Source organism: Sphingomonas phoenicis (assembly GCF_047238005.1).
GTDB lineage: Bacteria > Pseudomonadota > Alphaproteobacteria > Sphingomonadales > Sphingomonadaceae > Sphingomonas.
Genome location: NZ_JBDFMC010000002.1, coordinates 3,328,471 through 3,354,748 on the forward strand (window position 1 = coordinate 3,328,471; position 26,278 = coordinate 3,354,748).

The following is a 26,278-nucleotide window of genomic DNA, read 5'->3' on the forward strand; positions in this document are numbered from 1 at the left end:
TCATCTGAATGGGAGGATCAGATCCGCACGCCGGCGGCGGTGCCCCAGCGGCGGCGCCAGCCGGCCTTGACCACGGTCAGCCCGACAAGCGCCGCAAGCGCGAGACCGGCGAAGATCAGGAAGCCGCCCGAAAAGCTGCCGGTCCACTGCCTGGCAATGCCGAGCGACGAGGCGAGATAGAAGCCGCCGATGCCGCCGGCCATGCCGACCAGCCCGGTCATCACGCCGATTTCTGCCGCGAACCGCTGTGGCACCAGCTGGAACACCGCGCCGTTGCCGGTGCCGAGCGCCAGCATGGCGAGGACGAAACAGGCAAGCGCGGCGGCGACGCTGCCGGCCATGCTGACGCCGACAAGCGCGAGTGCGGCGACGGCGAATACGCCGGTCAGCGTCCGCACCCCGCCGATCGCATCGGCCATCGCGCCGCCCATCGGCCGCACCAGCGAACCGGCGAACACGCACGCGGCGGTGGCGTAGCCGGCCTGCACCGGCGTCAACCCGAACCGGTCCGTGAAGTAGATCGGCAGGCTGGCCGCCAGCCCGACGAAACCGCCGAAGGTGACGGCGTAGAACGCCATCAGCGACCACGCGTCGGCGAGTTTCAGCGGGCGGAGATACTCGGTCAGGCTGCGCGGGGCGGGAGCGTCCGGCGCATCCTTCGCCATCAGCATATAGGCGGCGAACACCAGGGTCAGCGGGATGCAGGCAAGGCCCAGCACCGCGTTCCAGCCGAACATCCGGGCCAGCGCCGGCGCGAACAGGGCGGCGAGCACGGTGCCCGAATTGCCCATGCCGGCCAGGCCCATCGCCTTGCCCTGGTGTTCGGGCGGGTACCACCGGCTGGCGAGCGGAAGCGCAATGGCGAACGAGGCGCCGGCGAAGCCCAGCACGACCCCCAGTGCCAGCGTGCCGGCAAAGCTGTCGATGCCCAGCATCCATGCGCTGGCGAGGCCGGCGATGACGATGATCTGGCTGATCGCGCCCGCCCGCTTGGGGCCGATCCGGTCGACCGCGAGGCCGTTGACGACGCGCAGGATCGCGCCCGCCAGCGTCGGCACCGCGACCATCAGCCCCTTTTGCGCCGGTGTGAGGCCCAGCGCGGCTGCGATGTCGGGCGCCAGCGGCCCGAGCAGAACCCACACCATGAAGGCGAGGTCGAAATACAGGAACGCGGCGATCAGCGTGGGCGTGTGCCCGCTGGCCCAGAACCCGTTCGCCGGTGTCGCCTCTTCACCCCAGAATGCCGTTGCCATGTGCCGTCCCCGATCTGCGATGGACAAAGAAAAAGCCGCCAGGACGGCGGCCATCGCTGGCGCATCCTGGCGGCTTCGTTGCCGTGTCGCGGGAGCGGACCGATCCGTCCCGCGCTCGCCGTGCAGCCCCGCCATTGGAGCCGCGCCAGCGTCTATCTCGTGCCCGACGCCTTTGCCGGACGAGGGACAAGCTGCCCGATCCGAGAGAGCCGCGCAAGCGGTATTCGCACGTGCAGCATGAACGTCACGGCAGGTCGTTCAGATAGGCGGAAATATCGTCGGGATCGAAGGCGCGATGGTCGAAGAACCGGTCGCTGCCCAGCACCAGTCGTCCCTGTGTCGATCCGGCAGCGATGCTGGCGCCGATCGCCCCCTCCATCTTCGAACTGGCACCGGGCAGGGTGGCGTCTGAGCCAGCCAGTGCGGCGCGGTACACGTCCGGCCGGAATACATCCTGCGCGATCGCCGCCTCGGCGGCGGAGAACGGGGTGCCGTCCCACCGGATCATCTGCGCGTACAGCCATGCCGCCTGGCTGCGCCATGGGAAGTTGGCGGCCTCACGGTACTGGAACATGAAATCGGGAACGTGCAGCGTCGGCGTATCCCGCGCCAGTCGGATACGGTCGGTGATCGCGCGCAGCACGGTTTCCACCGGCGCGTCGCAATATTCCGGGCGGGCGAGGATGGCGGCACTGTCGTGCGCGGTGTCCGCGGCGACGAAGTGGGCGGCGGCAGCGTGCAGGGCGCGCAGCAGCGCCTGCGTCTCGGCGGGGCGATCGTCCAGCATGGCGGTGCGCATCGCCAGCACCTTCTCGACCCCGCGGCGCCAGATCTGGGCGGTGACGAGCGCGATGCGGCCGACGCCGCGATCGACGGCGATGCTGTTCCACGGTTCGCCCACGCAGATGCCGTCGATCTCGCCGGCGGCCAGCGCGTCGGCGGCGAAGGGCGGGCTGGTCACGACCACCTCGACGTCGCGGTCCGGACGGATGCCGATCGCCGCGAGCCAGTAGCGCAGCATGTAGTTATGGCTGGAATAGCGATGGACCACGCCGAAGCGGAGCGGCGCGCCGGCCGCGACCCGTTCCGCCGCCACGACGCGCAATCGTGCGCCGAGGGCAATCGGATCGGCAAGCGAGGCGCCCAGTTCGAGCGCCGCGGCCAGTGCCGTCGACATCGTCACTGCATTGCCGTTCAGCCCCAGCACGAACGGTACCGACAGCGGCACCGGCGGACGGCCGCGGCCCAGCGCGGTCGCGATGGCCAGCGGCGCGATCATGTGCGCGGCATCGGTATGACCGTAGAGCAGTCGGTCGCGTACCGTGGCCCACGTCATGTCGCGGACCATATCGATCGCGATCCCCTCCCGCGCGGCGAAACCCTGTTCGCGGGCCAGGATCGGCAGCGCGGCATCGACGAGCGGCAAAAAGCCGATGCGGAACAGCGGGAGGGTCATGGCAGGTCTCCCATCAGGGCCTCGCTGGTCACGATCGCCTCCGCGATTTCGGCGAGGCGGCGATTGGATCGCATCGCGTGACTGCGCAGCACCGCATAGGCCGCGGGTTCGTCGAGCCCGCGGCGGCGCATCAGGATCGCCTTTGCCCGGTCGATCGCGGCACGATCGGCAAGCGCGATCTTCGCCTCGGCCAGCTCGTCCTGCAAGCGGGCGAACGCCTGGAAGCGGCGGACCGCAAGGTCGAGGACTGGAGCGATCCGCTGACGGGCGAGCCCGTCGACGATATAGGCCGACACGCCCGCATCGACGGCGGCGGCGGTGGCCTCCGCATCGCTCTGGTCGACGAACATCGCTATCGGACGGGCGAGCACACGGGTCATGGTGAAGAAATCCTCCAGCACGTCGCGGCTGGGATTCTCGAGATTGACCAGCACTACCTCGGGCCGCGCGGCCTCCAGTTGCGCCAGCAGCGGGCCGCCCGCGTCGATCACGATCAGATCGGTCAGTCCGGCGTCGCGCAGCCCGTCGGAGATGATGGCGGCGCGCGTCGTGCTGGTGTCGATGATCGCGATCCGCATGGCGCCACTATGCTGCTTCGCAACGTGATGCCAAGGCGGGATGTGGGTGGCGATCCGGGCCGTGGCAAATCGGTGGTGATCGGCCTCTGCCTGGCAGGATTGTGCGGTTCGGGTCAACGCGGCGTTTACCAGCCCCGGTTAAGGCAGGCGCCGTTCCCTACCCGAAACGGACCTTTCGTGATCCAGCCGATCTTCTACGATGCCAGCGGTCGACGTGCCCGCTGGGTGACCGGCAGCGCGATCATGCTGGCGACGCTGCTGCTGGCCATCGTCGGCTGGCTCGGCTGGACGGTCGCGCGGGTGGAGGCGCACGTCGCGCCGCGGATAGTCGCTGCCGCGCCGCGTCGGATGATCGCCCTCGCCGGCGGAAGCGGCGCCGGCGGGGCATGGCTGCCCGCCCGCCGCCCGATGGCCGGGCATCGTCCATCGGTGATGGCGTTCTACATGCCATGGGATCAGGCGTCGCGCCGCTCGCTGGCGGATCATGTCGCGCAGGTCGACTGGCTGGTGCCGGGGCTGGCCACCATCACCGGGAATGCACACCGTTTCGCCTACGAAACGGATAATGATTTGCACCGGGTGGTCGATGGCGCCGCACGGCGGCCACGACTGCTGCCGATGGTGCAGAACACCCGCGACGATGGCAGCTGGGACGGCAAGGCGACGGCGGCCCTGCTGGGTGACGCCGCGGCTCGCCGGCAGTTGACCGCGCAGCTGGTCGCGATGGTGTCGGCCGAACGCGGCGACGGTGTGATGCTGGATCTGGAGAGCCTGCCCGCGACGGCACACCGCGATTACCGGCGCTTTCTCAGCGAATTGCGCCACGCCTTCGCGCCCCATGGCTGGCTGGTGACGATCGCGGTGCCGGTCGCGGACGCCGAGTGGGACCTGCGCGCCTATGCCGCGGTGGCCGACCGGCTGGTCCTGATGGCGTATGACGAGCACTGGATGGGCGGCCCTGCCGGCCCGATCGCGTCGCAGCCATGGTTCGCGCGCGTGGTCGACGACGCGGTCGCGGTGGTCGGGGCGGAGAAGGCGATCGTCGCGATCGGCAATTACGCCTATGACTGGGCAGGCGGGAAGACCACGCCGCTGACGATCGCCGACGCCTGGTCGCTGGCCCGCCGGGCGGGCGTGGTGCCGCGTTTCGACGGCGTGAGCGGCAATTTCCAGTTCGCCTATGCCGACAAGGGCGTGAACCATCAGGTCTGGATGCTGGACGCGGTCAGCGCCGCGAACCAGATGCGGGTGCTGGAGCGGACCGGCGCGGCGAGCGTGGCATTGTGGCGGCTGGGATCGGAGGATCCGCAGGTCTGGGACGCGATCGTACCCGATGCACGCCCCGCATTGGCGACGCTCCCCGCACCCGACCGGCTCGACGTGCGCGGTACCGGCGAGGTCATGCGCCACGACGCCAGCGCCGGCGACGGCCGGCGCAGCGTCTATTACGATGCCGACGGCCTTGCTCGCAGCGCCCGCTACGATCGCCTGCCCACGCCGGAGACAGTCCAGCGGGTCGCGGGCGCCCGGCGCCAGGTCGCCCTGACCTTCGACGACGGTCCCGATCCACGCTGGACGCCCCGGCTGCTCGACATCCTGAAGCGGGAAGGGGCGCCCGCCACCTTCTTCGTCACCGGTGCCAGCGCGCTGGGGCAGGGCGATCTGCTCCGCCGCATCGTCGCGGAGGGCAGCGAGCTGGGCAATCATTCCACCTCGCACCCCGATCTCGCCACCCGGTCGGCGACCATGGTCGCGCTGGAGTTGAACGCGACCGAGCGGCTGGTCGAGGCCTATACCGGGCATCAGATGCGGTTGTTCCGGCCGCCCTATCTGGGCGATGCCGATCCGGACCGGCGGGAGGAGCTGCACGCGATGCGGGTCGCCGCGGGAATGGGGATGCTGACCATCGGCCTGAACGTCGACCCGCTCGACTGGCAGGGGCCCGCCGCCGCGACGATCATCGCGCGCACCATCGCGCAGGTCGAGGCGGGTACGGCGGCGAGGCCGGCCCGGATCGTGCTGTTGCACGACAGCGGCGGCGACCGGTCCCAGACGCTGGCGGCACTGCCCGGCATCATCCGCGGGCTGCGTGCGCGGGGGTACGAACTGGTCGGCGTGTCGAAGCTGGCGGGGCTGACCCGCGATCAGGCGATGCCGCCGCTCGACCGGGCCAGGCGCGTCGGTGCGGCGGGAACGCGCGGGCTGTTCGACGGGGTGGCAGGGCTGCGCGACCTCCTCGGCATCGTCTTCGTGGCGATCATCGCGATCGGCATGGTGCGCGCGATCGCCCTGACCGCGCTGGCATGGCACGCCCGCAACCGCGGCGGGCCGCCACCGGCGCCGCCGCATCTGGTGCCCGGCTTCGTCTCGGTCCTGATCCCCGCCTTCAACGAGGCGCGGGTGATCGAGGCGTCGGTCACGCGCATCCTGGCGAGCAAAGGCATACGCATCGAGGTGATCGTGATCGACGACGGATCGACCGACGACACCTCCGCGATCGTCACGCAGCGTTTCGGCATCGATCCGCGCGTCCGCCTGCTGACGCTGGCCAATGGTGGCAAGGCGCATGCGCTGAACACCGCCTTGACGGGGACCCGGGGCGACGTGGTGATCGCGCTGGACGCCGATACGCAGTTCGAGCCGGACACCGTCGCGCGACTGGCCCGCTGGTTCGCCGATCCCGCGCTGGGCGCGGTGGCGGGGAACGCCAAGATCGGCAACGCCAACAATCTGGTCACGCGCTGGCAGGCGGTCGAATATGTCACGGCGCAGAATCTGGAGCGGCGGGCATTGGCGGCCTTGCGGGCCATCACGGTCGTGCCCGGCGCCGTCGGAGCCTGGCGCCGGACGGCCCTGGACATGGTCGGCGGCTATCCGGTCGATACCCTGGCGGAGGATCAGGATCTGACCATCGCGATCCAGCGGGCCGGCTGGACGGTCGCGTGCGACATCGACGCGGTGGCCTGGACCGAGGCGCCGGAGACGGTACGGGCGCTGTTCCGCCAGCGCTTCCGCTGGGCGTACGGAACGATGCAATGCCTGTGGAAACATCGCGGTCTGATCGGGCGGGGGATCGGGGCCAGCGGGTCCGCACGGGGCCTGGCGCTGGTCGGATTGCCGCAGGCGATCCTGTTCCAGCTGCTGTTCACGCTGGTCGCACCGCTGATCGATGTGGCGCTGATCGCGAGTATCGTCGGCACCGTCTGGCGGCTGGGCGAGCGCGGCTGGGCGGAGGCGGGTGGCGACGCGCTGACCGTTGCCATGTTCTGGGCGGCGTTCACCGCGGTCGAGGTCGCATGCGGCTGGGTCGCGTTCCGGCTGGACCCGCGGGAGGGGCGGTTCCCCGCGCTGAGATTGCTGATGCAACGGTTCGGGTATCGCCAGCTGCTGTACGCCGTGGTGCTGCGGGCGGTGGCGGCGGCATTGACCGGGCCGCGGGTCGGCTGGGGGACGCAGGAACGCAGCGGACGGGCGACGATCGCCGATCCGGTCGCAGCGCCCTCGTCGCACCCGCGCCCGATCACGCTGGCCGAGGCGGCGTAAGCGGCCTAGGTGACGTCGGAAAGCGGCAGGAGCCTTTCCGATGTCCGGATCCGAGCACGCCGCTCCCTGGTGGGAGCGCGGCGTCATCTACCAGATCTATCCCCGTTCCTTTCAGGACAGCGACGGTGACGGCGTCGGCGATCTGGCGGGGATCGAAGCGCGGCTGGACTATGTCGCGGCGCTGGGCGTGGATGCGATCTGGCTGTCGCCGATCTTCCCGTCGCCGATGGCCGACTTCGGCTACGACGTCGCCGATTACTGTGGCATCGAGCCGCTGTTCGGCGACCTTGCGGCGTTCGACCGATTGCTGGCAGCGGTCCATACGCGGGGGCTGAAGCTGCTGCTGGATTTCGTCCCCAACCATTCGTCCGACCGGCATCCGTGGTTCGCGGCCAGCCGACGGTCGCGTGACGATCCGAAGCGCGACTGGTACATCTGGCGCGATGCTGCGGCCGATGGCGGGCCGCCCAACAACTGGATCAGCGACTTCGGCGGCTCCGCCTGGGAGTGGGACGAGCCGACCGGCCAATATTACCTTCACGCCTTCCTGAAGGAGCAGCCCGACCTGAACTGGCGCAACCCGGATCTGCGTGCCGCGATGATGGACGTGATGCGTTTCTGGTTCGAACGCGGCGTCGACGGGTTCCGGATCGACGTGCTGTGGCATATCGTGAAGGCAGAGGGACTACCCGACAATCCCGCGAACCCCGATTGGACGCCGGCGCGGACGGAGCGCGACCGGGTGATTCAGCTGCATTCCACCGACCAGCCCGAGGCACATGCGATCTCCGCCGAGATGCGGGCGCTTGCCGACGATTATGGCGATCGCCTGCTGGTCGGCGAGATCTTCCTGCCCAACGATCGCCACGCCCGCTGGTACGGCACGCCGGAGCGGCCGCAGGTGCATCTGCCGTTCAATTTCCAGCTGATCGAGAATGTCTGGGACGCCGCCGTGCTGCGCAGCATGATCGCAGCATATGCCGCATCGCTGCCGGCGCATGGGTGGCCCAACTGGGTGATCGGCAGCCATGATGCGCCGCGCATCGCCGCGCGGATCGGCGAGGCGCAGGCGCGGGTGGCGGCGATGCTGGTCCTCACCCTGCGTGGGACGCCGACCCTGTATCAGGGCGACGAGCTGGGCATCGGCCATGTCGCCATCCCGCCCGATCGCATCCGCGATCCCCAGCATTTCCGCCAGCCGACGCTGGATATCGGACGCGATCGGTCGCGGACTCCGATGCCGTGGAACGAGGAGCCACATGCCGGATTCAGCAGCGTCGAACCCTGGCTGCCGCTGAACGCCGACTGGCCGACCCGCAACGTTGCCGCGCAGACGGACGATATGCGGTCGATGCTGGCACTCTATCGCGACTTGCTGACGCTGAGGCGTGCGACGCCGGCATTGGCGACCGGAGCGATGGTGCTGCTCGACGCGCCGCCTGGCGTCCTCGCCTATGAACGCGAGCAGGACAGGCGACGTGTGCGCGTGCTGCTGAACCTGACGGCCGAGGCGGTCGCCTGTCCGTGGCGGGGCGTGGGGTTGCTCTCCACGCTGGACGGCGTCGCCACACCTGGCCTGCTCCGCCCGAACGAAGGACTGATCGTCGAATGAGGATCGCGATGCTGGCGCCGATCGCCTGGCGTACGCCGCCCCGGCAATATGGCCCTTGGGAGCTGGTCACCAGCCTGTTGACCGAGGCGCTGGTCGCCCGCGGCATCGACGTGACGCTGTTCGCCACGCTGGACAGCATCACCGCGGCGACGCTGGAGGGGGTGGTGCCTGCGCCCTATTCGGAGGACCCGTCGATCGATGCCAAGGTGTGGGAGATGCGCCATCTGTCGCATCTGTTCGCGCAGGCCGACCGGTTCGACCTGATCCACAACCAGGCGGACTTCCCCGCCCATGCCTTCGCACCGCTGGTCCATACGCCGATGGTGACGACGATCCACGGTTTCTCGTCGGACCGCATCCTGCCGATGTACCGCCCCTTTCAGGACCGCGTGCATTATGTCGCGATCAGCGACGCCGATCGGCATCCCGACCTGCGCTATGCCGCGACGATCCATCACGGCATCCCGGTCGAGGCCTTTCCGTTCGATCCGGTGGGCAGCGACGACCTGCTGTTCTTCGGCCGCATCCATCCCGACAAGGGCGCGCGGGAGGCGATCGAGGTGGCCATGGCCGCCGGTTGCCGGCTCGACCTGTACGGTATCGTGCAGGATCAGGGTTATCACGAGCGGGACGTGGCACCGCGGATCGATGGAGGGCAGATCCGTTACCATGGCCCGGTCGGGGGCGAGGAGCGGTTGCGCGCGCTGGGTGGGGCCAGGGCGCTTCTGCACCTCATCGGGTTCGATGAGCCCTTCGGCCTCTCCGTCGTCGAGGCGATGGCGTGCGGCACACCGGTGATCGCGTTCCGTCGCGGATCGATGCCCGAGCTGATCGACGACGGCGTAACCGGCTTTCTGGTCGAGACGGTGGACGAAGCGGTGGAGGCGATCGGCCGGGTGGGCGATCTGGACCGTGCCGCGTGCCGCCGGGCGGTGATCGAGCGGTTCAGTGTCGAACGGATGGCCGACGCCTATATCGCGCTCTACACCCGTATTCTGGGCTGAACGACCGGAATGCCGGCGGGGTAGCCGCCGGGCTCCCGTTCATTCAGCGCGCCGTTCAACGAGGCGCCGGCTTCCCGCGGGAGTCGCCGATCTCCAGCCAATATCCGTCGGGATCCTGCGCGTAGATCTGGCGGACGCCGTCGAACCGCACCTGCATCGTCCGCGGCTTGCCGGCAAGGTCGGTCCAGACGATGTTGTGGCGATCCAGCCAGGCGGTGACGGTGGCGAGGTCGTCGACGTGCAGCGCCAGATGCTCGTTCCGGTTCGACGGCTTGGGCGCGGTCCGCCCGTCCAGGATGTGCAGCGCGAGCCCGTGGCCGAGATCGAGCCAGCGACGGTTCTCCAGCGGCGTGGGGATCAGCCGCAGGCCGAACGCCTCGTGGTAGAAGGTGGCGCTGCGATCGATGTCCGCCGCCTGGATCGCGACATGCTCCGCGAGCGCGGCGGGCGCTGCCGCCGGTTGCGGCGCCGCGGCCGCCAGGGCCAGCAGGAATGAAGAAACGATCACCGGCAACTCTCCTCGATCATCCGAACGTCAGCGACGTGGTTCCGGTACGTTGCCGGCGTCGGCGGAGGGTTACCGTGGCGCGACGGTTTTCACCATAGTTCCGATGGTCCCGTACGGCATCCCGTCGATTCACGGGATGAGGCGAGCGGCGCGCAACCGATCGAACAGGGCGAAGAAGGCATCGTCGGTCGGGCGGTAGCCGGTGAAGCCCAGCCGGCGGCTCTTCGACATGTCGGTGACCACCTCGATCGGGCGACCGAGATCGGCGTCGGTGTGCCATGGCGAGGCGAGGCGGGCCAGGTCCGGCTCGACCAGTGCGTTCCTGCCGGCGATTTCGCGCCAGCGTTCGCCGTCTTCGGCCATCTGTTCTTCCAGCGGTCGCACGATCCCGTCGAACGGTACGGCCTCTACGCCGAACCACCCGGCGATGCGGCTCCACATCCACTCCCAGCGGAAGACGTCGCCGTTGACGACGTTGAACGCCTCGTCATGGGCGGCCTCCGTCCCGGTCGCCCATAGCAGGTGCTCCGCCAGCTGGCCGGCGTCGGTCATGTCGGTCAGCCCCGACCATTGCGCGGCCGATCCGGGGAAGGTGAATGGTCGACCCGTCTCGCGGCACAGGGTGGCGTACACGGCCAGTGTCGTGCCCATGTTCATGGCGTTTCCGACTGCGAGCCCGATCACCGTGTGCGGGCGATGCACGCTCCAGGTGAACCCGTCCCGCCTCGCCGCGGCGAACACCTCGTCCTCCTGTGCATAGTAGAAGTTCTCGATGTCGAGCCGCTGCTGCTCCTCGCGGAACGGGGTCTGCGGCAAGCTGCCTTTGCCATAGGCCTCGAACGGCCCCAGATAATGCTTCAGGCCGGTGACCAGCGCGACATGGCGGGGCGCGGCCGGTTTGGGCAGGCCATCCAGCAGGTTGCGTACCATGGCGGCGTTGACGCGGATGTTCTCCGCCTCGCTGTCCTGCCGCAGCCAGGTGGTGATGTAGACCGCATCGGGGTTCAGCCCGGCAAGCGCAGCCGCCGTTGCCCCGGCGTCCTGCAGGTCCGCCACTACAGGGTGCACGCCCGGCTGGCCCGTCGGTCGCCGCGCGAGACCGTGGACGGTCCAACCCTTCTCCACCAGCAGCGCCGCCGTCGCGCTGCCGACGATCCCGCTCGCTCCCACTACCAACGCCGTCTTCGTCATCGAATGCTCCTTGTCGCCGGCAGAGCTAGGCATGGACGTCGACGGCTTCTAGACGGCACCATTTGGGCCCCCAGGCACCAGGAGGTAACCGATGCAGCCCGGAACGTCGGACGGGGAGTGGCGCGAGGATTGCGCGCCGCGCCGGGTATTGGAGCTGTTCGCGACCAAGTGGACGAGCATGGTGCTCCATACGCTGCATGTCCGGCATGGGGGAGCCGCGCGGACCGGCGTGCTGCAACGCAGCCTGCCGGGCATCTCGAAGAAGATGCTGACCCAGACGGTGCGCGACATGGAAGACAGCGGCCTGCTGAGCCGGCATGTTCACAGCAGCATGCCGCCGATGGTCGAATACCGGCTGACCGATCTCGGCCGGCGCTTCGTCGAGCCGGTCGAGCTCCTTTATGGCTGGGGCCGGGACAATGCCGACGCGCTCGACCTCCTGCGGGCTCGCCCAAGCTCGCGAAGAGGGTGAGCGCGACCGCGCGGATCAGCGTCCGCGCGCGACTTTCTCCAGCACCGTCAGCGGCATCGCGCCCATGGTCAGGATGCGGTGGAACGCCTTGGGATCCCAGTTCGCACCGGCCTTGCGCCGCGCCTCGTCACGCAGTCGCACCCACACGGTGTGTCCGATCTTGTAGCTGCACGCCTGACCCGGCCAGACGGTGTAGCGATCGATCTCGCCCTGGCTGCGACCGCGCGCGATGCCGGTGGTGGCGATCAGGTAGTCGGTCGCCTTCTCGCGGCTCCACCGCTTGGCGTGCATGCCCGAGTCCACGACCAGCCGCGTCGCGCGGAACAGCAGCGATTGCAGATAGCCGATCTGGCCGAGCGGATCGCCCTCGTACATGCCCATCTCGTCGGCGAGCTGCTCCGAATACAGCGCCCAGCCCTCCGAATAGCCCGAGTAGAAGCCGCGGCGGCGGATCAGCGGAATGTCCTCGCTCTCCAGCGCAGACATGACCTGCAGATGATGGCCCGGCACCGCTTCGTGGTAGCTGAGCGTCGCCAGGCCGAACTTCGGTCGATCGAACGTGTCGCGCAGGTTGATGAAATAGATCGCCGGTCGCGACCCGTCGAGCGAGGCGGACTGGTAATAGCCGCCGGGCGAACCGGCCTGGATCGCTTCCGGAACCCGGCGAACCTCGACCGGCGCCCTGGGCAGGACGGCGAACTGTTCCGGCAGCCTTTTGGTCATGGCCGCGATCTGCGAGCGGAGCTGCTGGAGAAGCTGCTCGCGGCCCGGATCGGTGTTCGCATAGAGCTGGTCGGGGCGCTTGTTCAGCGCCACCAGCCGATCGCCGACGCTGCCTTGGCTCATACCCTGCGACGACAGGAGGCCGTCCAGGCGCGCGCCGATCTCGGCCACCTGCGCCAGGCCGAGCTTGTGGATCTCGTCGCCGGTCATCTCCACCGTGGTCGCGGCACTCGCGGCTGCGGCGTAATAGGCTTCACCGTCGGGCAGGCGCCACACGCCGGCGTCATGCCCGGCACGCGCGCGCAGTTCGGTGACCAGCGCGCGCTGGCGATCCAGCGCGGGGAACACCTTCTCGCCCATCAGCTTCGCCACCAGGGTGGCGCGTTCCGGTGGCAGGTTGGCCGCCTTCAGCTTGGCGGCGATGTCGGTCGCCGGGCCGCTGGCGTCCGGTGCCTTGTCGCGGACGGCGGCCAACTGCTTCAGGGTGGTATCGAGGATGTAGTCGGGCGCGAACACGCCCTTTCCGGCATCGTCGCGCTGACGCGCGGTGTCGGCATCGATCGCGCCTGCAAAGGCCTGAACCCGGGCGACATAGGCATCGGCATCGGCGGCATCCCGGATGCGATGCTGGTTGGCCAGAAAGTCGGGGACGTCGCGATAGGCGCCGGTCAGCTGCGACAGGATATAGGGCGAGTAACGGCCGGCACTGGCACCGAAGGCGAAGCGTTCGCCGGCGATCACCCGTTCCAGCCCATATTGCACGACGTCGTAATCCAGCTGCGCCGCCTCACCCAGCGCGTCGCGCCGCACCGTCTTCAGCGCGGCGAGCTCCTGCTTCGCCCGCGCGAACTGCCGTGCCTGGGCGGCCCGCGACGTATCGTCCAGCTGCGACTTCAGTCGCGCCCGCGTGCCGGTATCGAGGCCGAGCGACGTCGCCTGTTCCGGGCTGTCGTCCAGCCGGGCGTAGAAGAAGCGATCGAGCATCGCGCGAAAATCGGCGTCGCGGTCACCCGGCGCGGCGCGAACGCCGGCCGGCATGACCATGGCTGCGGACAGGAAACCGGTGGAGGTGAGGAATTGGCGGCGCTGCATGGACGTTCCCGTTGATGGATCGCCGACCACTTACCGTACTACCGGCACGAGCTTAACCGAATTATCCGGTCGGCAGGGGCGATCCGTCGCGATCACGCTCGTGCTGGCGTGTTAGCCGCTCACTCATGCATCGCCGCGCAATCGGTAACCGACGCCGAGCTCGTTCGCGATCACGCTGCCTACCGGATCCGGCGCCTCCAGCTTCTGGCGCAGGTTACGGATGACGATACGCAGATATTCGATCCGCGGATCTTCCTCCCTCCCCCAGCAGGCGGAGAGGATGCGGTCATGGGTAACGATCCGGCCGATGTGCCGGGCGAGCAGCGCCAGCACCTCATGTTCCTTGCGCGTGAGGTGGACTTCAACTTCCGCCCGGGTGACGACGCGGCGATCGAGATCGATGGAAAGGTCGTCGCGCCGGATAATCTTCGGTGCAGAATCCGTCGGCGTCCGGTGGCGGAGCGCGGCGCGCAATCGTGCCAGGAGCTCCTCGGTATCGAACGGCTTGCCGACGAAATCGTCGGCGCCCAGATCCAGCGCGGCGACCTTCTCGTCGACGGCATCACGAGCGGAGACGACAAGGATCACGGCGTCGCCTTGCGCCCGGAGGAGCGGTATGATGCCAAGGCCGTCGCGGTCGGGAAGGCCGAGGTCGAGCAGGACGGCATCGGGATACTCGACGGACATCTGGCGCAGTGCGTCCCTGGCGTCGACCGCCTCCACGACCGCATGGCCCGCACGGACGAGGGTGTTGCGGAGCAACCGGCGGATCGACGCCTCGTCGTCCACCACCAGGATCTTGGCGGGCATCAGGTCGCACCTCCGATCGACGGATCACGCAGGATCAGGGCAGGGGGGAAGATCAGCGAGAACGATGCACCCTCGCCGTGGGGCCGGTTGGCCGCCTCTACGATCATGCCCATCGCCTCGGCGAACGCCTTGACGATGGCAAGGCCGAGCCCGGTGCCGCCGATCGCGCGATCGGAGCCTTCCAGTCGCGTGAACGTCTCGAACACTTCGGCCTCTCGCCCCGGCGGCAGGCCCGGCCCATGATCGAGCACGGCGAGCCGGACCTCGCCGAAGCGATTGCGGCCCTCAATGACGATCTCGGTGCCGGGATCGCCGTAGCGGCCGGCATTGTCGAGCAGGTTCAGCAGGCAATGATGGAGCAGTTGCGGATCGACCCTGACGAGCGGCAGATCGGGCGGCACGTCGAGCCGGACACCGTGTCCCTCCAGCGCGCGCCGCGCATCGTGGGCGGCACCGGCCACCGCATCGCCCAGGTCGATCGCCTCCACGTTCAGCCTGATCGCCCCGGCCTCGACACGGGCCATGTCGAGGAGGTTGGCGACGAAGCGGTTGAGCCGCGCCGCCTCTGCCTTGATCGTGCCGATCAGGTCGGCGGTCACCCCGTGATCGAGCTGGTCCGCGGCCGCGATCACGGCGGTGAGCGGGGTGCGCAGGTCGTGGCTGACCGACGAGAGCAGCGCGGCGCGCAGGCGATCTCGCGTCCGGACTACATCGACATCGCGCATCTCGGCTTGCAGCCGCAGCCGTTCCAGCACCAGCGCGGACTGATCGATCAGGCTGCTCAGCAGCGGCAGCTGGTCGGCGCGGACGGGGTTGCCGCCCTCTTCGTTCGCGACGCCCAATACGCCCAGCGTACGGTCGCCCGTCTTCAGCGGCTGGAACAGCCATTCGGACGCGGTCAGTGTTCCCGATCCCTTGCCGGCCGGACTGCCGGTGTCGTACGCCCAGCGCGCCGCGGCCTGATCCATCGTGTCGAGCCGGAAGCCGGGATCGCTTGCGGCCATGATCCCCAGGTTCGATCCGTCGGCAGGCGCGAGCAGGACGACTTGGACATCCAGCAGCCGCCGGACGTCGTCGCAGATCATGCGGGCCGCGACATCCGGATCGTTGACGGCGACGATCTGGCGCAGGAACCCGGCAAGCGTGGCGTTCGTGCGGGCGCTGGCGGCGGCAAGATCGGCCTGCAATCGCACACGGGCAGTCAGGTGGCTGGTCGCCACGGCAATACCCAGCAGCACGATGACCGAAACGACGTTCTCGGGATTGCTGATGCTGAGCGTGCCGACCGGCGGCAGGAAGACGAAGTTGTAGGCAAGGCTGGATGCCAGCCCGGCGAACAGACCGGTACGCAGCCCGAACAGGCTAGCGGCGGCCATCACCGGCAGCAGGTACAGCATGCCGATATTGCCCAGTTCCAGGACATGGGACAGCGCACTGGCGATCGCGGTGATGCCAGCCACCATCGCTGTGGCCACCGCATAGCCCCATGGTGTTCCCTGGGGGGCCGGCCGGCTCCGTCCCTGCCGGCCGATGCCCGTGTCGGCTGGTACCGGCAGCACATGGACCGTCACCCCGGGCGTATCGCGGATCAGGCGGTCGACCACCGATCCGTGGCGCAGCTCGAACCAGCGCGACCGGCGCGACTTGCCGAGGACCAGCTGCGTGGCCCGCGCATCGGCCAGGAAACGCTGGATACCTTCGATCACCGTCGCCGCCGGCACCGTGGCGACGGCGGCACCCAGCTGCGTCGCCAGGGTCATCGCCGCCGCGACGCTGGCATGCTGCGCGTCGGTGAAGTGCGCCGCGCGTGGCGTCTCGACGAACAGCGCGGTCCATGGCGCGTGCAGACCGTCGGCGACGCGCTTGGCGGCGCGCACCAGGATGTCGGCACCGGGCAGCTCGTTGATCGCCACGACGATGCGGTCGCTGCCGGCCCATGTGCCGCCAAGGCCGAGCGCCCTGACGTCGTCGAGCATCCGCGCGTCGACCGCCTGCGCGGCGCGGCGCAGCGCGAGCTCGCGCAGGGCGGACAGGTTCGACTTCGAGAAGAAATGGCCCAGCGCGCGGGTCGCTTCGTGGGGCAGGTATACCTTGCCCGCCTTCAACCGCTCGATCAGCTCGTCGGGCGGGATGTCGACGACCTCGATCTCGGCCGTTTCCAGGATGCGGTCGGGCACGGTCTCGCGCACCCGGACGCGGGTGAAGCTCGCGACCACGTCGTTGAGGCTTTCGACGTGCTGGATGTTGATCGTGGAATAGACGTCGATGCCGGCGGCCAGCAGCTCCTCGACATCCTGATAGCGCTTGGGATGCCGGCTGCCGGACGCATTGCTGTGGGCCAGCTCGTCGACCAGCACCAGCCGCGGGGCGCGCGCGATGATGGCGTCGAGATCCATCTCGTGCAGCGTGCGTCCTTCGTATCGCACGGCACGACGGGCGACGATCTCGTGCCCGCGCGTCAGCGCCTCGGTCTCGGCCCGGCCATGGGTTTCGACGACGCCGATCACGACATCGACGCCGTCGCGCTTGCGCGCCATGCCTTCGGCGAGCATCTCATACGTCTTGCCGACCCCGGGTGCGGCGCCGAGGAAGATCTTCAACCGGCCGACGCCCTCCTGCGCGGTCGTGCGCAGAAGGGCGTCGGGATCGGGCCGTCCGGTGTCGGAAGGCGTCATCAACGCGGGCGGGCTGCCGGCGGCGGGGATTGCGGCAGGGCATCAAGCGCCCGGTTGAGCGCCAGGACGTTGACGTGCGGATCGCCCAGGAACGACTTGGCGGTCAGATCCGCGACCAGCCGGCGGATCCGGTCGGGCGCGATCCCCCGCATCCGGGCGATGCGCGGTACCTGCGCCGATGCGGCGGCCGGCGAAAGGTCGGGATCGAGGCCGGATCCGCTGGCGGTGACCAGATCGGCCGGTACGGGGCCGGTGACGCCTTCCCCGCGCCACCTGGCAACGTCCGTCGCGACACGATCGGCCAAGGCCCGTGACGTCGGTCCCAGGTTCGATCCGGAGGAGGCGAGACCGTCATAACCTTTGCCAGCGGCCGACGGCCGCGTCTGGAAATATCGCCCGGTGGTGAATGCCTGGCCGACGATGGCCGAGCCGATCACCCGTCCGCCCGCGTCGCGGATCAGGCTGCCGTTGGCCTGCCACGGAAAGAAGGCCTGGCCGATGCCGGTCATCGCCAGCGGATAGGCGAGCCCGAGCAACGCGGCGAACAGGATCGTCATGACGATCGCGGGCCGCAGTGCCGAAGAGAAGTCCTTGCCCATAATCCTGCTCCTTTACGCGAGGCCGAGGCCACCGACGAGCATGTCGATGATCTTGATGCCGATAAACGGTGCGACGAGGCCGCCGAACCCGTAGACGGCGAGGTTCCGGGCCAGCAGCGGCCCGGCGGCCATCGGCCGGTACGCCACGCCCTTCAGCGCCAACGGCACCAGCATCGGGATGATGATCGCGTTGAAGATGATCGCCGACAGGATCGCCGATTGCGGCGAGCCGAGCGCCATGACGTTCAGCACGCCGAGCCCGGGATATAGGGCGACGAACATCGCCGGGATGATCGCGAAATATTTGGCGACGTCGTTGGCCACCGAGAAGGTGGTCAGCGCCCCGCGCGTCATCAGCAGTTGCTTGCCCAGCCCGACGACCTCGATCAGCTTGGTCGGATCGCTGTCCAAGTCGACCATGTTGCCCGCCTCGCGCGCAGCCTGCGTGCCGGTGTTCATGGCGACGCCGACGTCCGCCTGCGCCAGCGCGGGTGCATCGTTGGTGCCGTCGCCGCACATCGCGACGAGGCGGCCGCCGGTCTGCTCCTTGCGGATCAGGTCCAGCTTGTCCTCGGGCGTCGCCTGCGCCAGGAAATCGTCGACCCCGGCTTCGGCGGCGATCGCCGCGGCGGTCAGCGGGTTGTCGCCGGTGATCATCACCGTGCGGATACCCATCGTGCGCAGCTCGCCGAAACGCTCGCGGATGCCTGCCTTCACCACGTCCTTGAGGAAGATCGCGCCGAGCAACCGGCCGTCGCGTGCCACGGCGAGCGGGGTGCCGCCGGCCCGGGCGATCGCGTCGGTGATCCGGCGCAACTCGGTCGCCGCGGCCGTCTCGCTCGCACCCGCATTGGCGCGCAGGATCGAATCCACCGCACCCTTCTGGATCAGCGATCCCCCGATCCTGACCCCGGAAATGCGCGTCTGCGCGGTGAAGGGGATGATCTCCGCATCGGTCGGCAGCGTGGTGGTGGAGACGCCGAACGCCTCGCGTGCCAGCAGGACGATCGAGCGGCCCTCCGGCGTCTCGTCGGCGAGGCTGGCGATCAGCGCCGCCTCGGCAAGCTCGGCCTCGCTCGTGCCGGCGATGGCGCGGAACTCGGACGCCTGCCGGTCGCCGATCGTGATCGTGCCGGTCTTGTCCAGCAACAGCACGTCGATGTCGCCCGCCGCCTCGACCGCGCGGCCGGACTTGGCGAGCACGTTGAAGCGGACCAGCCGGTCCATGCCGGCGATGCCGATCGCCGACAGCAGCGCCGCGATCGTCGTCGGGATCAGCGTGATGAGCAGCGCGGCGAGGATCGCGACGGGAATGGCGCCGCCCGCATAGGCGGCGAACGCCGGGATGGTGGCGACCGCGATCAGAAAGATGATCGTCAGCCCGACCAGCAGCAGCGTCAACGCGATCTCGTTGGGCGTCTTCTGCCGCTCGGCACCCTCGACCAGCGCGATCATCCGGTCGAGGAAGCCCTTGCCGGGCTCCACCGTCACCTTGACCCGGATCTCGTCGGAGATGACGCGCGTCCCTGCGGTCACCGCCGAGCGGTCGCCGCCCGCCTCACGGATCACCGGCGCGCTCTCGCCGGTGATCGCCGCCTCGTTGACCGAGGCCACGCCGGTGACGACCTCGCCGTCGGAGGGGATGAGGTCGCCGGTCTCGACCAGGACGATGTCGCCGACCCGCAACCGGCTGGCCGGCACATCGTCATACGCGCGGCCGTCGCCCTTCAGCCGCTTGGCGGTCAATTCGGCCTTGGTGGCGCGCAGGCTTGCTGCCTGGGCCTTGCCGCGCCCCTCGGCCAGCGCTTCGGCGAAGGTGCCGAACAGCACGGTCAGCCACAGCCACACGACGAGCTGCAGCTTGAAGCCGAGGGCGAGATCGTCCTGCCCGACGGCGAGCAGCACCGTCATCAGCGCGGCGACCGCGGCGGTGACGAACATCACCGGATTGCGGACGAGTTCCGCGGGGTTGAGCTTCACGAGCGAGGCCTTGATCGCCGGCACGACGAGGTCGGCCGTGAACAGGCTCTTGGTCGGAGCGCGCGTCTGGGTTTCTTGGGCCATGATGGATCCCGATCAGAACAGCTGGCCGCGGATCATCGAAAGATGATCGGCGATGGGACCGAGCGCGAGGCTCGGCAGGAAGGTGAGGCCGCCCAGGATCAGGATGATGCCGACCAGCAATCCCACCCACAGCCCGCCGGTGGTGGGGAACGAGCCCGCACTTTCCGGCGTGTACTTCTTCGCCGCCAGGCTGCCGGCGATCGCCAGCATGGGTACGATGACGAAGAAGCGGCCGATCCACATCGCGACGCCCAGCAGCCCGTTGTAATAGGGCGTGTTGGCGGTCAGCCCCGCGAACGCCGAGCCGTTGTTCGCGACGGCGCTGGTGAAGGCGTAGAGGATCTCGCTGAACCCGTGCGGACCCTTGTTGAGGGGGCCGGCAAGGCCCTGTTCGAGTACCGACGACAGCGCGGCCAGCCCCAGGATGACGAGCGGCAGCACGGCGATGGCGAGCACCGCCAGCTTCACCTCGCGCGCCTCGATCTTCTTGCCGACATATTCGGGCGTGCGGCCGACCATCAGTCCGGCGACGAACACCGCGAGAATGGCGAAGAGCAGGAAGCCATAGACACCCGCGCCCACGCCGCCGATCACGACCTCGCCCAGCTGCATGTTGAACAGCGGGATGAGACCACCGAGGGCGGTGAAGCTGTCGTGCATGGCGTTGACCGCGCCGCACGAAGCGGCAGTGGTGACGACCGCGAACAGCGCGGACGCGGCGATGCCGAAACGCACCTCCTTGCCCTCCATGTTGCCGCCTGCGACGCCGAGGGTGTGCAGCACCGGATTGCCGGCCGCTTCCTGCCAATAGGTGACGGTCGTGCCGGCGAGGAACAGGATCGTCATCGCCGACAGGATCGCCCAACCCTGCCGCGTGTTGCCGACCGCCTTGCCGAAGCACCAGGTCAGGCCGACGCCGATCACGAAGATCGACAGCATCTGGATGAAGTTCGTCAGCGCGGTCGGGTTCTCGAACGGGTGGGCGCTGTTGGCATTGAAGAAGCCGCCCCCGTTCGTACCGAGCATCTTGATCGCTTCCTGGCTCGCGACCGGCCCGAGGAGGATCGACTGGCGCGCGCCTTCCATCGTCCGCAGGTCGACGACGCCGGCCAGCGTCTGCGGCACGCCGCTCGCGATGTAGAAGATCGTGAGCGCAACGCAGAGCGGGAGCAGCAGATAGAGTGTGATCCGGGTCATGTCGGTCCAGAAATTGCCGATCGCCTTCGCCTCGCGCCGGGCAAACCCCCGGAACAGGGCGAATGCCAGCGCGATGCCGGTCGCGGCCGACAGGAAGTTGTGGATCGTCAGCCCCAGCATCTGGCTGAGGTTCGACATGGTGCTTTCGCCGCCATAGCTCTGCCAGTTGGTGTTGGTCGTGAAGCTGATCGCGGTGTTGAACGACAGATGCTCGCCGACCGCGGGCAAGCCCTGCGGATTGCCCGGCAAGACGCCCTGCAGGCGCAACACCGCATAGGTGAACGCCATCAGCATTGCGTTGAACAGCAGCATGTGCACCGCATAGCGGCGCCAGCCCTGTTCCTCGGCAGGGTCGATGCCGGCGAGCCTGTAGAAGCCGCGTTCGACCGGGCCGAGCACGAGGTGGAGCGGCGTGCGCCGCCCCTCGTACAGCGCGAACAGCCACAGTCCGACCGGCTTGGCCAGTGCGAGCAGGAGGCCCGTGAAGATCAGGATCAGGAACCAGCCCTGGATTGTCATGGCGCCTCCTCCCTCAGAAGCGTTCGGGGCGGAGCAGGACCGCCACCAGGTAGACGAGGAGGCCGAGCGCGGTGAGCGCCGCCAGCCAAAGGTCGAGGTTCATCGCCATCTCCTCAGGCGTTGTCGCACAGGCGGACATAGGCGAGCGTGAGCGCCACCAGTCCGGCCATGATCGCGATCCAGAGCAAGTCCTGCATCGGGTGTCCTTTCGAAGGATCAGAAGGCAGCCGTCAGCGCGATCACGACGGTGCCGCCGGCGATGTTGCCGGTGCCGTCCTGACCCTTGCTGAAGCTGGGGCGGAGGTAATCGGCCTCCCGGTTCGAGATGTCGGTGTCGACGTAGCTGACGTTGATCGTCAGATTTCGGTAGGTGGCGTCGGCACCCAGCGACCAATCCCAATAGGAGCCGGTCGGCGCGACCGCGGTTGCGTTCGGCCCCAGCCCGTCCTGGCCCCGGCTATGGCCGACATGCGCCTTCGCCGTGAACGGCGTGCCGCCGATGGCCACCGCGCCGTCGCCCCACAGGTAGAGATTGTCGTCCTTGGCGCCCGGATCGTTGTACACGCCGGCTGCGGCGTCTGCGCCGGTTTGATACCATTTGCCGATCGCCTGTTGCGGAGGCGCATAGGCTGCACCTGCGGTCAGGGTCGCCGGGCCGGCGGTGCCGGTCAGCTTCACATAGGGTTCGGCGAAGTCGGTCTCGTCGGCACCGCCCGGGTACATGTACCAAGTCAGGCCGACGTCCAGCGTCGCATCGTCGGACAGTGCCGCCTTGTAGCCGCCGATCAGGTCGAGCTCCATGTTGGCGCCGCCGAACGTGCCCCAGCCGGCCAGGTTCGAGCCCCACGCGCCGGCATAGAAGCCGCTGTCGTGCGTGACGGTGATGCCGCCCTGCACGGCCATCTCCCGGTCGGATTGCGAGACGCCGCGAAACCGGTAATCGGATGCGATCGTCGCAGATCCACTTACCGTCAGCGCGGGGGAGGATGGGGGAGCGGGAACCGTCCCGTCGACGGGCGCCGACTGCGCCGGCGCGGTCGCCGGTACCGCCAGCAACGTCATGGCCGCAGCCGCATGACGGAATTTCATTATCGCACCCCTTCGGCGTGGCGACCGTCCCGCGACGGCGCCTTCAGGGATGTGCGATTAGGCGCATGCCGCGTAGCAATTCGAGATCGATTCCGGGAAAACGCATATAGCGCGCGTATAGCCGGCGGATTTATCCTGCCTCACGCCGGTTTTCCGATGCGGCAGCGCGGTCGACGCCGCCTATCGATCCCGGGCGGTGATCGGCACCGACGGGCGGGCGTCGCGCGGGACGGCGTCGTACGCTGCCGGCACCGTTTCAGCAGTGCCCCGCCGCGTCGTGTAAAGATGACGCAGGATCAACGCCAGGTCGCCCTCGGTCAGCCCCGATGCCGCGTCGATCAGCGCGCCTTCTGGAAGCGGCTCGACCCATGTCGCGAGACGGTTGCACGCCGCACCGAGTTCAGGATCTGCGGAATCGTCGAACGCTGCCATCGGACCAGTTTAGGCGCGCACGCGTTCATTCGTCCATCGCCGCGTGAAAGCGGAGCGTGAGGCGCCGGCAAGATCCTTGCCCGCAACCAGTCCGATCATCACCGGGCGCTCAGCCAGCCTTCGTCACTCAGCCAGTCGGCGAGGCGATCTGGCCAGTGCTGGATGGAGATCCGGTCGTTGTGCATGGCCAGGTTGAAGCCATGGTCCGTACTGGCGAACATGTGGAGTTCCGCAGACACACCTGCATCGCGGAGCTGGCTATAGAGGGCGAGTGCCGGCGGCGCGCAACAGCGATCGAGGCTGCCGGCTGCGATGAAGGCGGGGGGCGCACCTGCTACCGACCTTGCAGGTGTCCCGAGAGGTCCGGGATAGACGAGAACCTGGAAATCCGGCCGCGAACTGACGCGGTCGATGGCATCGGCCGGCGGTGGAGAGGGAGGCGCCGGATTGTCCGCCACCAGCGACACCAGCTCGCCCCCGGCGGAGAAGCCCATGACGCCGATCCGGCGGGGGTCGATCCCATAATCCTTCGCATGGGCGCGGACCCAGCGGATGGCCCGCCGGGCATCTGCTGCGGCGTCCCCCTCGATCGTGTAGGTAGAGCCGGGTTCCCTGGCGAGCCGGTATTTCAGCACGAAGCTCGTGATGCCGTAGCGGTTCAGCGCGCGGGCCGGAACCATGCCCTCGTTCTGGAACACCAGCATGCGATGGCCGCCACCGGGGATGATGACGATGGCGGCTCCGTTGGCTCGCACGGGATCGGGGCGAGAAACGGTCAGCGATGGCCGGTGGACATTATGCACATAGGCACCGGCCTCGAGCTGTTCCTGCTCTGTCGCGTGCCCTTGTGAACCGGGTGCACCGTCGGGCCAGATCGGGATGGCCGGGCCGTCCGCATCCGGCGCCGCGACCGCGGGACTTGCCAGGGCAAGAAGGAGCAAAACGAGGCGGCGCGGGCTTCGCACGTGGCAAATACTCCTTCGTGTACGTCCATCGGCACCGGCCGGCGGCCGGTGCATCGCGACGCACCCGGGCGTACATCGCCCGCGATACTGATGCTGGCGGAGCGAAGAGGATATAGCGACCTTGGTCGTGCCTTCTGCAGCGATGCATCAACTGCCTAGGGAAGGTGCCGGGGCTGAGCTTCCGCTTCGGTCGGGCACAAGCACGAGTTCGTTCCGCTACCCTGACCAACCGAGGTTCAAAATAGTGGGAACCGACTGCAACCGAGAAGAAGTATTGGCGGAGAGGGTGTCTGCTCTTCAAGAGTCCGCCGTCGTCCGAAATGATCTAAAAGCGCCATTTAATCTGATACTTATTATTTCGGCTGTCCGCGACAGTCCGTCATGGTTCGACATATTCCGATTTACTTTGTTGGGCGCTATGTAGGGCGCCATGGCAGGGATCAAGCCCAAGGGCAGACACGAAGAGAAGCGGCTGAGCGCCGCTTTTGTACGCACGGTCAAAGAACCGGGCTTCTATGCTGACGGCAATTGCCTCCACTTGAAGGTGGACGGCAACGGCGCGAAGCGTTGGATACAGCGCCTAGTGATTCACGGTAAGCGCAAGGACATCGGCCTTGGCTCTGCGGCCTTGGTGTCGCTCGCAGAAGCCCGTGAACAGGCCCTACAGCATCGAAAGGCGGCAAGGGCAGGGGATGACCCACTAGCGGCTAAGCGGCGCTCTATGGGCGTCTTGTCGTTCGAGGAAGCGGCGAAGCGGTATCATGAACTTTCGAAGCCTCATTGGCGTAATGAAAAGCACGGCCAGCAGTGGTTGAAGACCCTCACAACCTACGCTTTCCCACTGATAGGGCAGAAGCGGATCGACACGCTGGATAGCGCGGACGTGCTGTCGGTTTTGTCGCCGATCTGGAACACCCGCGCCGAAACCGCACGCCGCATCAAGCAGCGAATTAGTACAGTCCTTGAATGGGCGATGGCGCAAGGATGGCGAACCGATAATCCGGCGAAGGTTAGCCCGAAGGCATTGCCTAAGCACGACCGTTCCAAGGTCGAGCATCGAAAGGCGTTGCCCTACGATCAGGTCGGCAATGCGATAGCCAAGGTACACGCCAGCGATGCGGGGATGGCGACGAGACTGGCTTTCGAATTTCTTGTGCTGACAGCAACCCGATCAGGAGAAGCGCGCGGAGCATCATGGGGTGAGTTCGACCTTGCCAAGGGGGTATGGACCATCCCCGCTACCCGCATGAAGGCGAAGAAGCCGCATAGGGTGCCGCTGTCACCACGTTGCCTTGCGATATTGAATGAAGCGGAGACGCTAAAGCGAGAAGGCGATGACCTTGTGTTTCCGGGCACCAAAGAGGGCAAGCCCTTATCGGACATGACGCTGTCCAAGCTGATGAAGGAGCTAGGCATCGCGGCAGTGCCGCACGGCTTCCGATCGTCGTTCCGAGATTGGGCGGGGGAGGCGACCGCACATCCGCGAGAGGTAGTCGAGTTCGCTTTGGCCCACGTCATCAAAGACAAGGCGGAAGCAGCTTATGCGCGATCCGACCTTTTCGAGAAGCGGCGCATTCTCATGGAGGAATGGGCTGTTTTTACGCATAGTAACAAGTAAAGGTTTTGTTGCTTTGAAAGTATAGCGTAGGACTACGGCAATTTGCGCTGTCATGAAAGGCCTGCTATGTGCGTATCCGTCACTTCCGACACGGAGATACACACATGAAGTTGATTGGAATCAAAGACGTCATGTTCATGACTGGTTTTAGCCGGTCGCACATCTACAGCCAGATCAAGGTCTGTCGCTTTCCGCGCCAGCAGCGCTATGGAAAGAGAGCCGTGCGCTGGTTTGAGGAAGAGGTAAAACTTTGGGCGGTTAATCCGATTGAGTGGCATATTTCTGATTGGAGGAAGCGCTAATGACTGGCTCGCTGCGGAAGCGTCGCGTTCGGCGTCTTACACCGGCGCAGTGGATCGATCGTTTGCTAGCTTGTCGGGGTACAAAGGCAACTGGCATTGCGCGTCGGCTGCGCTCGAACATACCGGCGTACATGACGACGGACGTTATGCGTGATGAACTACGCAAAAGAAGCTTTACACTTATCGTAAGCGGGGAAAATTACATCGCAATCTCTCATGAGCAGCCGATTGCGATCTTCCGTTAAAAGGGGCTAAAATGGACAAGGCTATGGCTATTGGAAAGCTGGAAGACATAGAACACTATGCACACAAAATCCGCAAGGATTTCGGTGATAGCTTAGATGGACTGAATCGTGCGCTTATCAATATGATAAGTGAGGTTGAGTTGCTTCGCTTCGCGATTGAGGAGGATGGTTTGTTATAGGCAAACCTCCACCTCCGCGACGGTGATGATGTTAGAAATAACCTGTGAGAGTTTATATATCTAATATCAGCTTACGCGGAAGTTACACCTAGAATCCTTTTTACGTCTATCAACATAGCTCAAATACCGTTTAATCAATCCTTGAAAGATTG

At 67.3% G+C, this 26,278-nt stretch carries 22 protein-coding genes; 7 read left to right on the forward strand and 15 right to left on the reverse strand.

Annotated elements, in window-relative coordinates; translation table 11 throughout:
- Positions 1-17: 17 nt before the first annotated feature.
- From ABC319_RS16685 to ABC319_RS16695, 3 genes are all read right to left on the reverse strand, one after another.
- A complete protein-coding gene (locus ABC319_RS16685; protein ID WP_413071303.1) occupies positions 18-1,253 on the reverse strand; it encodes a nitrate/nitrite transporter in 1,236 nt (411 codons plus the stop codon).
- A 244-nt stretch (positions 1,254-1,497) separates the two neighbouring features.
- A complete protein-coding gene (locus ABC319_RS16690) occupies positions 1,498-2,709 on the reverse strand; it encodes an ABC transporter substrate-binding protein (RefSeq protein WP_413071304.1) in 1,212 nt (403 codons plus the stop codon).
- Positions 2,706-3,287 carry an ANTAR domain-containing response regulator gene (locus tag ABC319_RS16695; RefSeq protein WP_413071305.1) on the reverse strand — a complete coding sequence of 194 codons (582 nt, stop codon included), beginning with the start codon at positions 3,285-3,287 and terminating at the stop codon, positions 2,706-2,708. The genes ABC319_RS16690 and ABC319_RS16695 overlap by 4 nt, the downstream gene beginning before the upstream one ends.
- A gap of 177 nt (positions 3,288-3,464) precedes the next feature.
- Between ABC319_RS16695 and ABC319_RS16700 the strand changes: the two genes are divergently transcribed.
- Genes ABC319_RS16700 through ABC319_RS16710 form a run of 3 tightly spaced genes read left to right on the forward strand, consistent with a single transcriptional unit; the run spans position 3,465 to position 9,446 of the window.
- Positions 3,465-6,830, forward strand: a complete 3,366-nt coding sequence (locus ABC319_RS16700; RefSeq protein ID WP_413071306.1) for a polysaccharide deacetylase family protein — start codon at positions 3,465-3,467, stop codon at positions 6,828-6,830.
- Positions 6,831-6,870: 40 nt separating this feature from the next.
- Complete coding sequence (locus tag ABC319_RS16705) at positions 6,871-8,442, forward strand: alpha-amylase family glycosyl hydrolase (protein ID WP_413071307.1); 1,572 nt, start codon at positions 6,871-6,873, stop codon at positions 8,440-8,442.
- Positions 8,439-9,446, forward strand: a complete 1,008-nt coding sequence (locus tag ABC319_RS16710; RefSeq protein WP_413071308.1) for a glycosyltransferase family 4 protein — start codon at positions 8,439-8,441, stop codon at positions 9,444-9,446. Before ABC319_RS16705 ends, ABC319_RS16710 begins: the two co-directional genes overlap by 4 nt.
- Positions 9,447-9,501: 55 nt before the next feature.
- Here the strand turns inward: ABC319_RS16710 and ABC319_RS16715 are convergent, their stop codons facing one another.
- Positions 9,502-9,954 carry a VOC family protein gene (locus ABC319_RS16715; protein WP_413071309.1) on the reverse strand — a complete coding sequence of 151 codons (453 nt, stop codon included), beginning with the start codon at positions 9,952-9,954 and terminating at the stop codon, positions 9,502-9,504.
- 129 nt (positions 9,955-10,083) lie between these two features.
- Positions 10,084-11,145: an SDR family oxidoreductase gene (locus ABC319_RS16720; RefSeq protein ID WP_413071310.1), complete on the reverse strand. Its 1,062-nt coding sequence runs from the start codon at positions 11,143-11,145 to the stop codon at positions 10,084-10,086.
- Between the two features lie 91 nt (positions 11,146-11,236).
- On the opposite strand from ABC319_RS16720, the gene ABC319_RS16725 reads away from it, so the two are divergent.
- On the forward strand, positions 11,237-11,617 hold the full coding sequence (locus ABC319_RS16725; RefSeq protein WP_413071311.1) for a winged helix-turn-helix transcriptional regulator: 381 nt from the start codon (positions 11,237-11,239) through the stop codon (positions 11,615-11,617).
- Positions 11,618-11,632: 15 nt separating this feature from the next.
- Here ABC319_RS16725 and ABC319_RS16730 read toward each other — a convergent pair whose 3' ends face one another.
- The 10 genes from ABC319_RS16730 to ABC319_RS16775 all read right to left on the reverse strand — a co-directional run bounded on the left by ABC319_RS16730 (position 11,633) and on the right by ABC319_RS16775 (position 23,782).
- Positions 11,633-13,432: a DUF885 domain-containing protein gene (locus ABC319_RS16730; protein WP_413071312.1), complete on the reverse strand. Its 1,800-nt coding sequence runs from the start codon at positions 13,430-13,432 to the stop codon at positions 11,633-11,635.
- A gap of 123 nt (positions 13,433-13,555) precedes the next feature.
- The gene (locus ABC319_RS16735) at positions 13,556-14,242 is read right to left on the reverse strand and encodes a response regulator transcription factor (protein ID WP_413071313.1); all 687 of its coding nucleotides are present in this window, start codon (positions 14,240-14,242) and stop codon (positions 13,556-13,558) included.
- Positions 14,242-16,917 (reverse strand): DUF4118 domain-containing protein, encoded by a 2,676-nt coding sequence (locus tag ABC319_RS16740; RefSeq protein ID WP_413071314.1) that lies wholly within the window; start codon positions 16,915-16,917, stop codon positions 14,242-14,244. Before ABC319_RS16740 ends, ABC319_RS16735 begins: the two co-directional genes overlap by 1 nt.
- A complete protein-coding gene (gene kdpC, locus ABC319_RS16745; RefSeq protein ID WP_413071315.1) occupies positions 16,917-17,516 on the reverse strand; it encodes a potassium-transporting ATPase subunit KdpC in 600 nt (199 codons plus the stop codon). The genes ABC319_RS16740 and kdpC overlap by 1 nt, the downstream gene beginning before the upstream one ends.
- A 12-nt stretch (positions 17,517-17,528) precedes the next feature.
- Positions 17,529-19,580 carry a potassium-transporting ATPase subunit KdpB gene (gene kdpB / locus ABC319_RS16750; protein WP_413071316.1) on the reverse strand — a complete coding sequence of 684 codons (2,052 nt, stop codon included), beginning with the start codon at positions 19,578-19,580 and terminating at the stop codon, positions 17,529-17,531.
- 12 nt (positions 19,581-19,592) lie between these two features.
- Positions 19,593-21,296, reverse strand: a complete 1,704-nt coding sequence (gene kdpA / locus ABC319_RS16755; protein ID WP_413071317.1) for a potassium-transporting ATPase subunit KdpA — start codon at positions 21,294-21,296, stop codon at positions 19,593-19,595.
- Between the two features lie 13 nt (positions 21,297-21,309).
- Positions 21,310-21,399: a K(+)-transporting ATPase subunit F gene (gene kdpF, locus ABC319_RS16760; RefSeq protein WP_413071318.1), complete on the reverse strand. Its 90-nt coding sequence runs from the start codon at positions 21,397-21,399 to the stop codon at positions 21,310-21,312.
- 113 nt (positions 21,400-21,512) lie between these two features.
- On the reverse strand, positions 21,513-22,385 hold the full coding sequence (locus ABC319_RS16765) for a TorF family putative porin (RefSeq protein WP_413071319.1): 873 nt from the start codon (positions 22,383-22,385) through the stop codon (positions 21,513-21,515).
- 180 nt (positions 22,386-22,565) lie between these two features.
- Entirely contained in the window at positions 22,566-22,817 is a 252-nt protein-coding gene (locus tag ABC319_RS16770) for a hypothetical protein (RefSeq protein ID WP_413071320.1), read from the reverse strand.
- A gap of 98 nt (positions 22,818-22,915) precedes the next feature.
- Positions 22,916-23,782 (reverse strand): alpha/beta hydrolase, encoded by an 867-nt coding sequence (locus tag ABC319_RS16775; protein ID WP_413071321.1) that lies wholly within the window; start codon positions 23,780-23,782, stop codon positions 22,916-22,918.
- Between the two features lie 430 nt (positions 23,783-24,212).
- Here ABC319_RS16775 and ABC319_RS16780 point away from each other — a divergent pair, with 430 nt between their 5' ends.
- The 3 genes from ABC319_RS16780 (at position 24,213) to ABC319_RS16790 (ending at position 26,126) form a co-directional block, all read left to right on the forward strand.
- Positions 24,213-25,400, forward strand: coding sequence for a tyrosine-type recombinase/integrase (locus ABC319_RS16780; RefSeq protein WP_413071322.1), 1,188 nt, complete (start codon positions 24,213-24,215; stop codon positions 25,398-25,400).
- Between the two features lie 104 nt (positions 25,401-25,504).
- Positions 25,505-25,702, forward strand: a complete 198-nt coding sequence (locus ABC319_RS16785) for an AlpA family phage regulatory protein (RefSeq protein ID WP_413071323.1) — start codon at positions 25,505-25,507, stop codon at positions 25,700-25,702.
- Positions 25,703-25,958: 256 nt separating this feature from the next.
- A complete protein-coding gene (locus ABC319_RS16790) occupies positions 25,959-26,126 on the forward strand; it encodes a hypothetical protein (protein WP_413071324.1) in 168 nt (55 codons plus the stop codon).
- The last annotated feature ends 152 nt before the right edge of the window (positions 26,127-26,278 follow it).

What these genes read in the sequence shown, in the direction of transcription:
- ABC319_RS16685 (WP_413071303.1), bottom strand. Translation starts at nt 1,253, where the DNA reads ATGGCAACGGCATTCTGGGGTGAAGAGGCGACACCGGCGAACGGGTTC.
- ABC319_RS16690 (WP_413071304.1), bottom strand. Translation starts at nt 2,709, where the DNA reads ATGACCCTCCCGCTGTTCCGCATCGGCTTTTTGCCGCTCGTCGATGCC.
- ABC319_RS16695 (WP_413071305.1), bottom strand. Translation starts at nt 3,287, where the DNA reads ATGCGGATCGCGATCATCGACACCAGCACGACGCGCGCCGCCATCATC.
- ABC319_RS16705 (WP_413071307.1), top strand. Translation starts at nt 6,871, where the DNA reads ATGTCCGGATCCGAGCACGCCGCTCCCTGGTGGGAGCGCGGCGTCATC.
- ABC319_RS16710 (WP_413071308.1), top strand. Translation starts at nt 8,439, where the DNA reads ATGAGGATCGCGATGCTGGCGCCGATCGCCTGGCGTACGCCGCCCCGG.
- ABC319_RS16720 (WP_413071310.1), bottom strand. Translation starts at nt 11,145, where the DNA reads ATGACGAAGACGGCGTTGGTAGTGGGAGCGAGCGGGATCGTCGGCAGC.
- ABC319_RS16725 (WP_413071311.1), top strand. Translation starts at nt 11,237, where the DNA reads ATGCAGCCCGGAACGTCGGACGGGGAGTGGCGCGAGGATTGCGCGCCG.
- ABC319_RS16730 (WP_413071312.1), bottom strand. Translation starts at nt 13,432, where the DNA reads ATGCAGCGCCGCCAATTCCTCACCTCCACCGGTTTCCTGTCCGCAGCC.
- ABC319_RS16735 (WP_413071313.1), bottom strand. Translation starts at nt 14,242, where the DNA reads ATGCCCGCCAAGATCCTGGTGGTGGACGACGAGGCGTCGATCCGCCGG.
- ABC319_RS16740 (WP_413071314.1), bottom strand. Translation starts at nt 16,917, where the DNA reads ATGACGCCTTCCGACACCGGACGGCCCGATCCCGACGCCCTTCTGCGC.
- kdpC (WP_413071315.1), bottom strand. Translation starts at nt 17,516, where the DNA reads ATGGGCAAGGACTTCTCTTCGGCACTGCGGCCCGCGATCGTCATGACG.
- kdpB (WP_413071316.1), bottom strand. Translation starts at nt 19,580, where the DNA reads ATGGCCCAAGAAACCCAGACGCGCGCTCCGACCAAGAGCCTGTTCACG.
- kdpA (WP_413071317.1), bottom strand. Translation starts at nt 21,296, where the DNA reads ATGACAATCCAGGGCTGGTTCCTGATCCTGATCTTCACGGGCCTCCTG.
- kdpF (WP_413071318.1), bottom strand. Translation starts at nt 21,399, where the DNA reads ATGAACCTCGACCTTTGGCTGGCGGCGCTCACCGCGCTCGGCCTCCTC.
- ABC319_RS16765 (WP_413071319.1), bottom strand. Translation starts at nt 22,385, where the DNA reads ATGAAATTCCGTCATGCGGCTGCGGCCATGACGTTGCTGGCGGTACCG.
- ABC319_RS16770 (WP_413071320.1), bottom strand. Translation starts at nt 22,817, where the DNA reads ATGGCAGCGTTCGACGATTCCGCAGATCCTGAACTCGGTGCGGCGTGC.
- ABC319_RS16780 (WP_413071322.1), top strand. Translation starts at nt 24,213, where the DNA reads ATGGCAGGGATCAAGCCCAAGGGCAGACACGAAGAGAAGCGGCTGAGC.
- ABC319_RS16785 (WP_413071323.1), top strand. Translation starts at nt 25,505, where the DNA reads ATGAAGTTGATTGGAATCAAAGACGTCATGTTCATGACTGGTTTTAGC.
- ABC319_RS16790 (WP_413071324.1), top strand. Translation starts at nt 25,959, where the DNA reads ATGGACAAGGCTATGGCTATTGGAAAGCTGGAAGACATAGAACACTAT.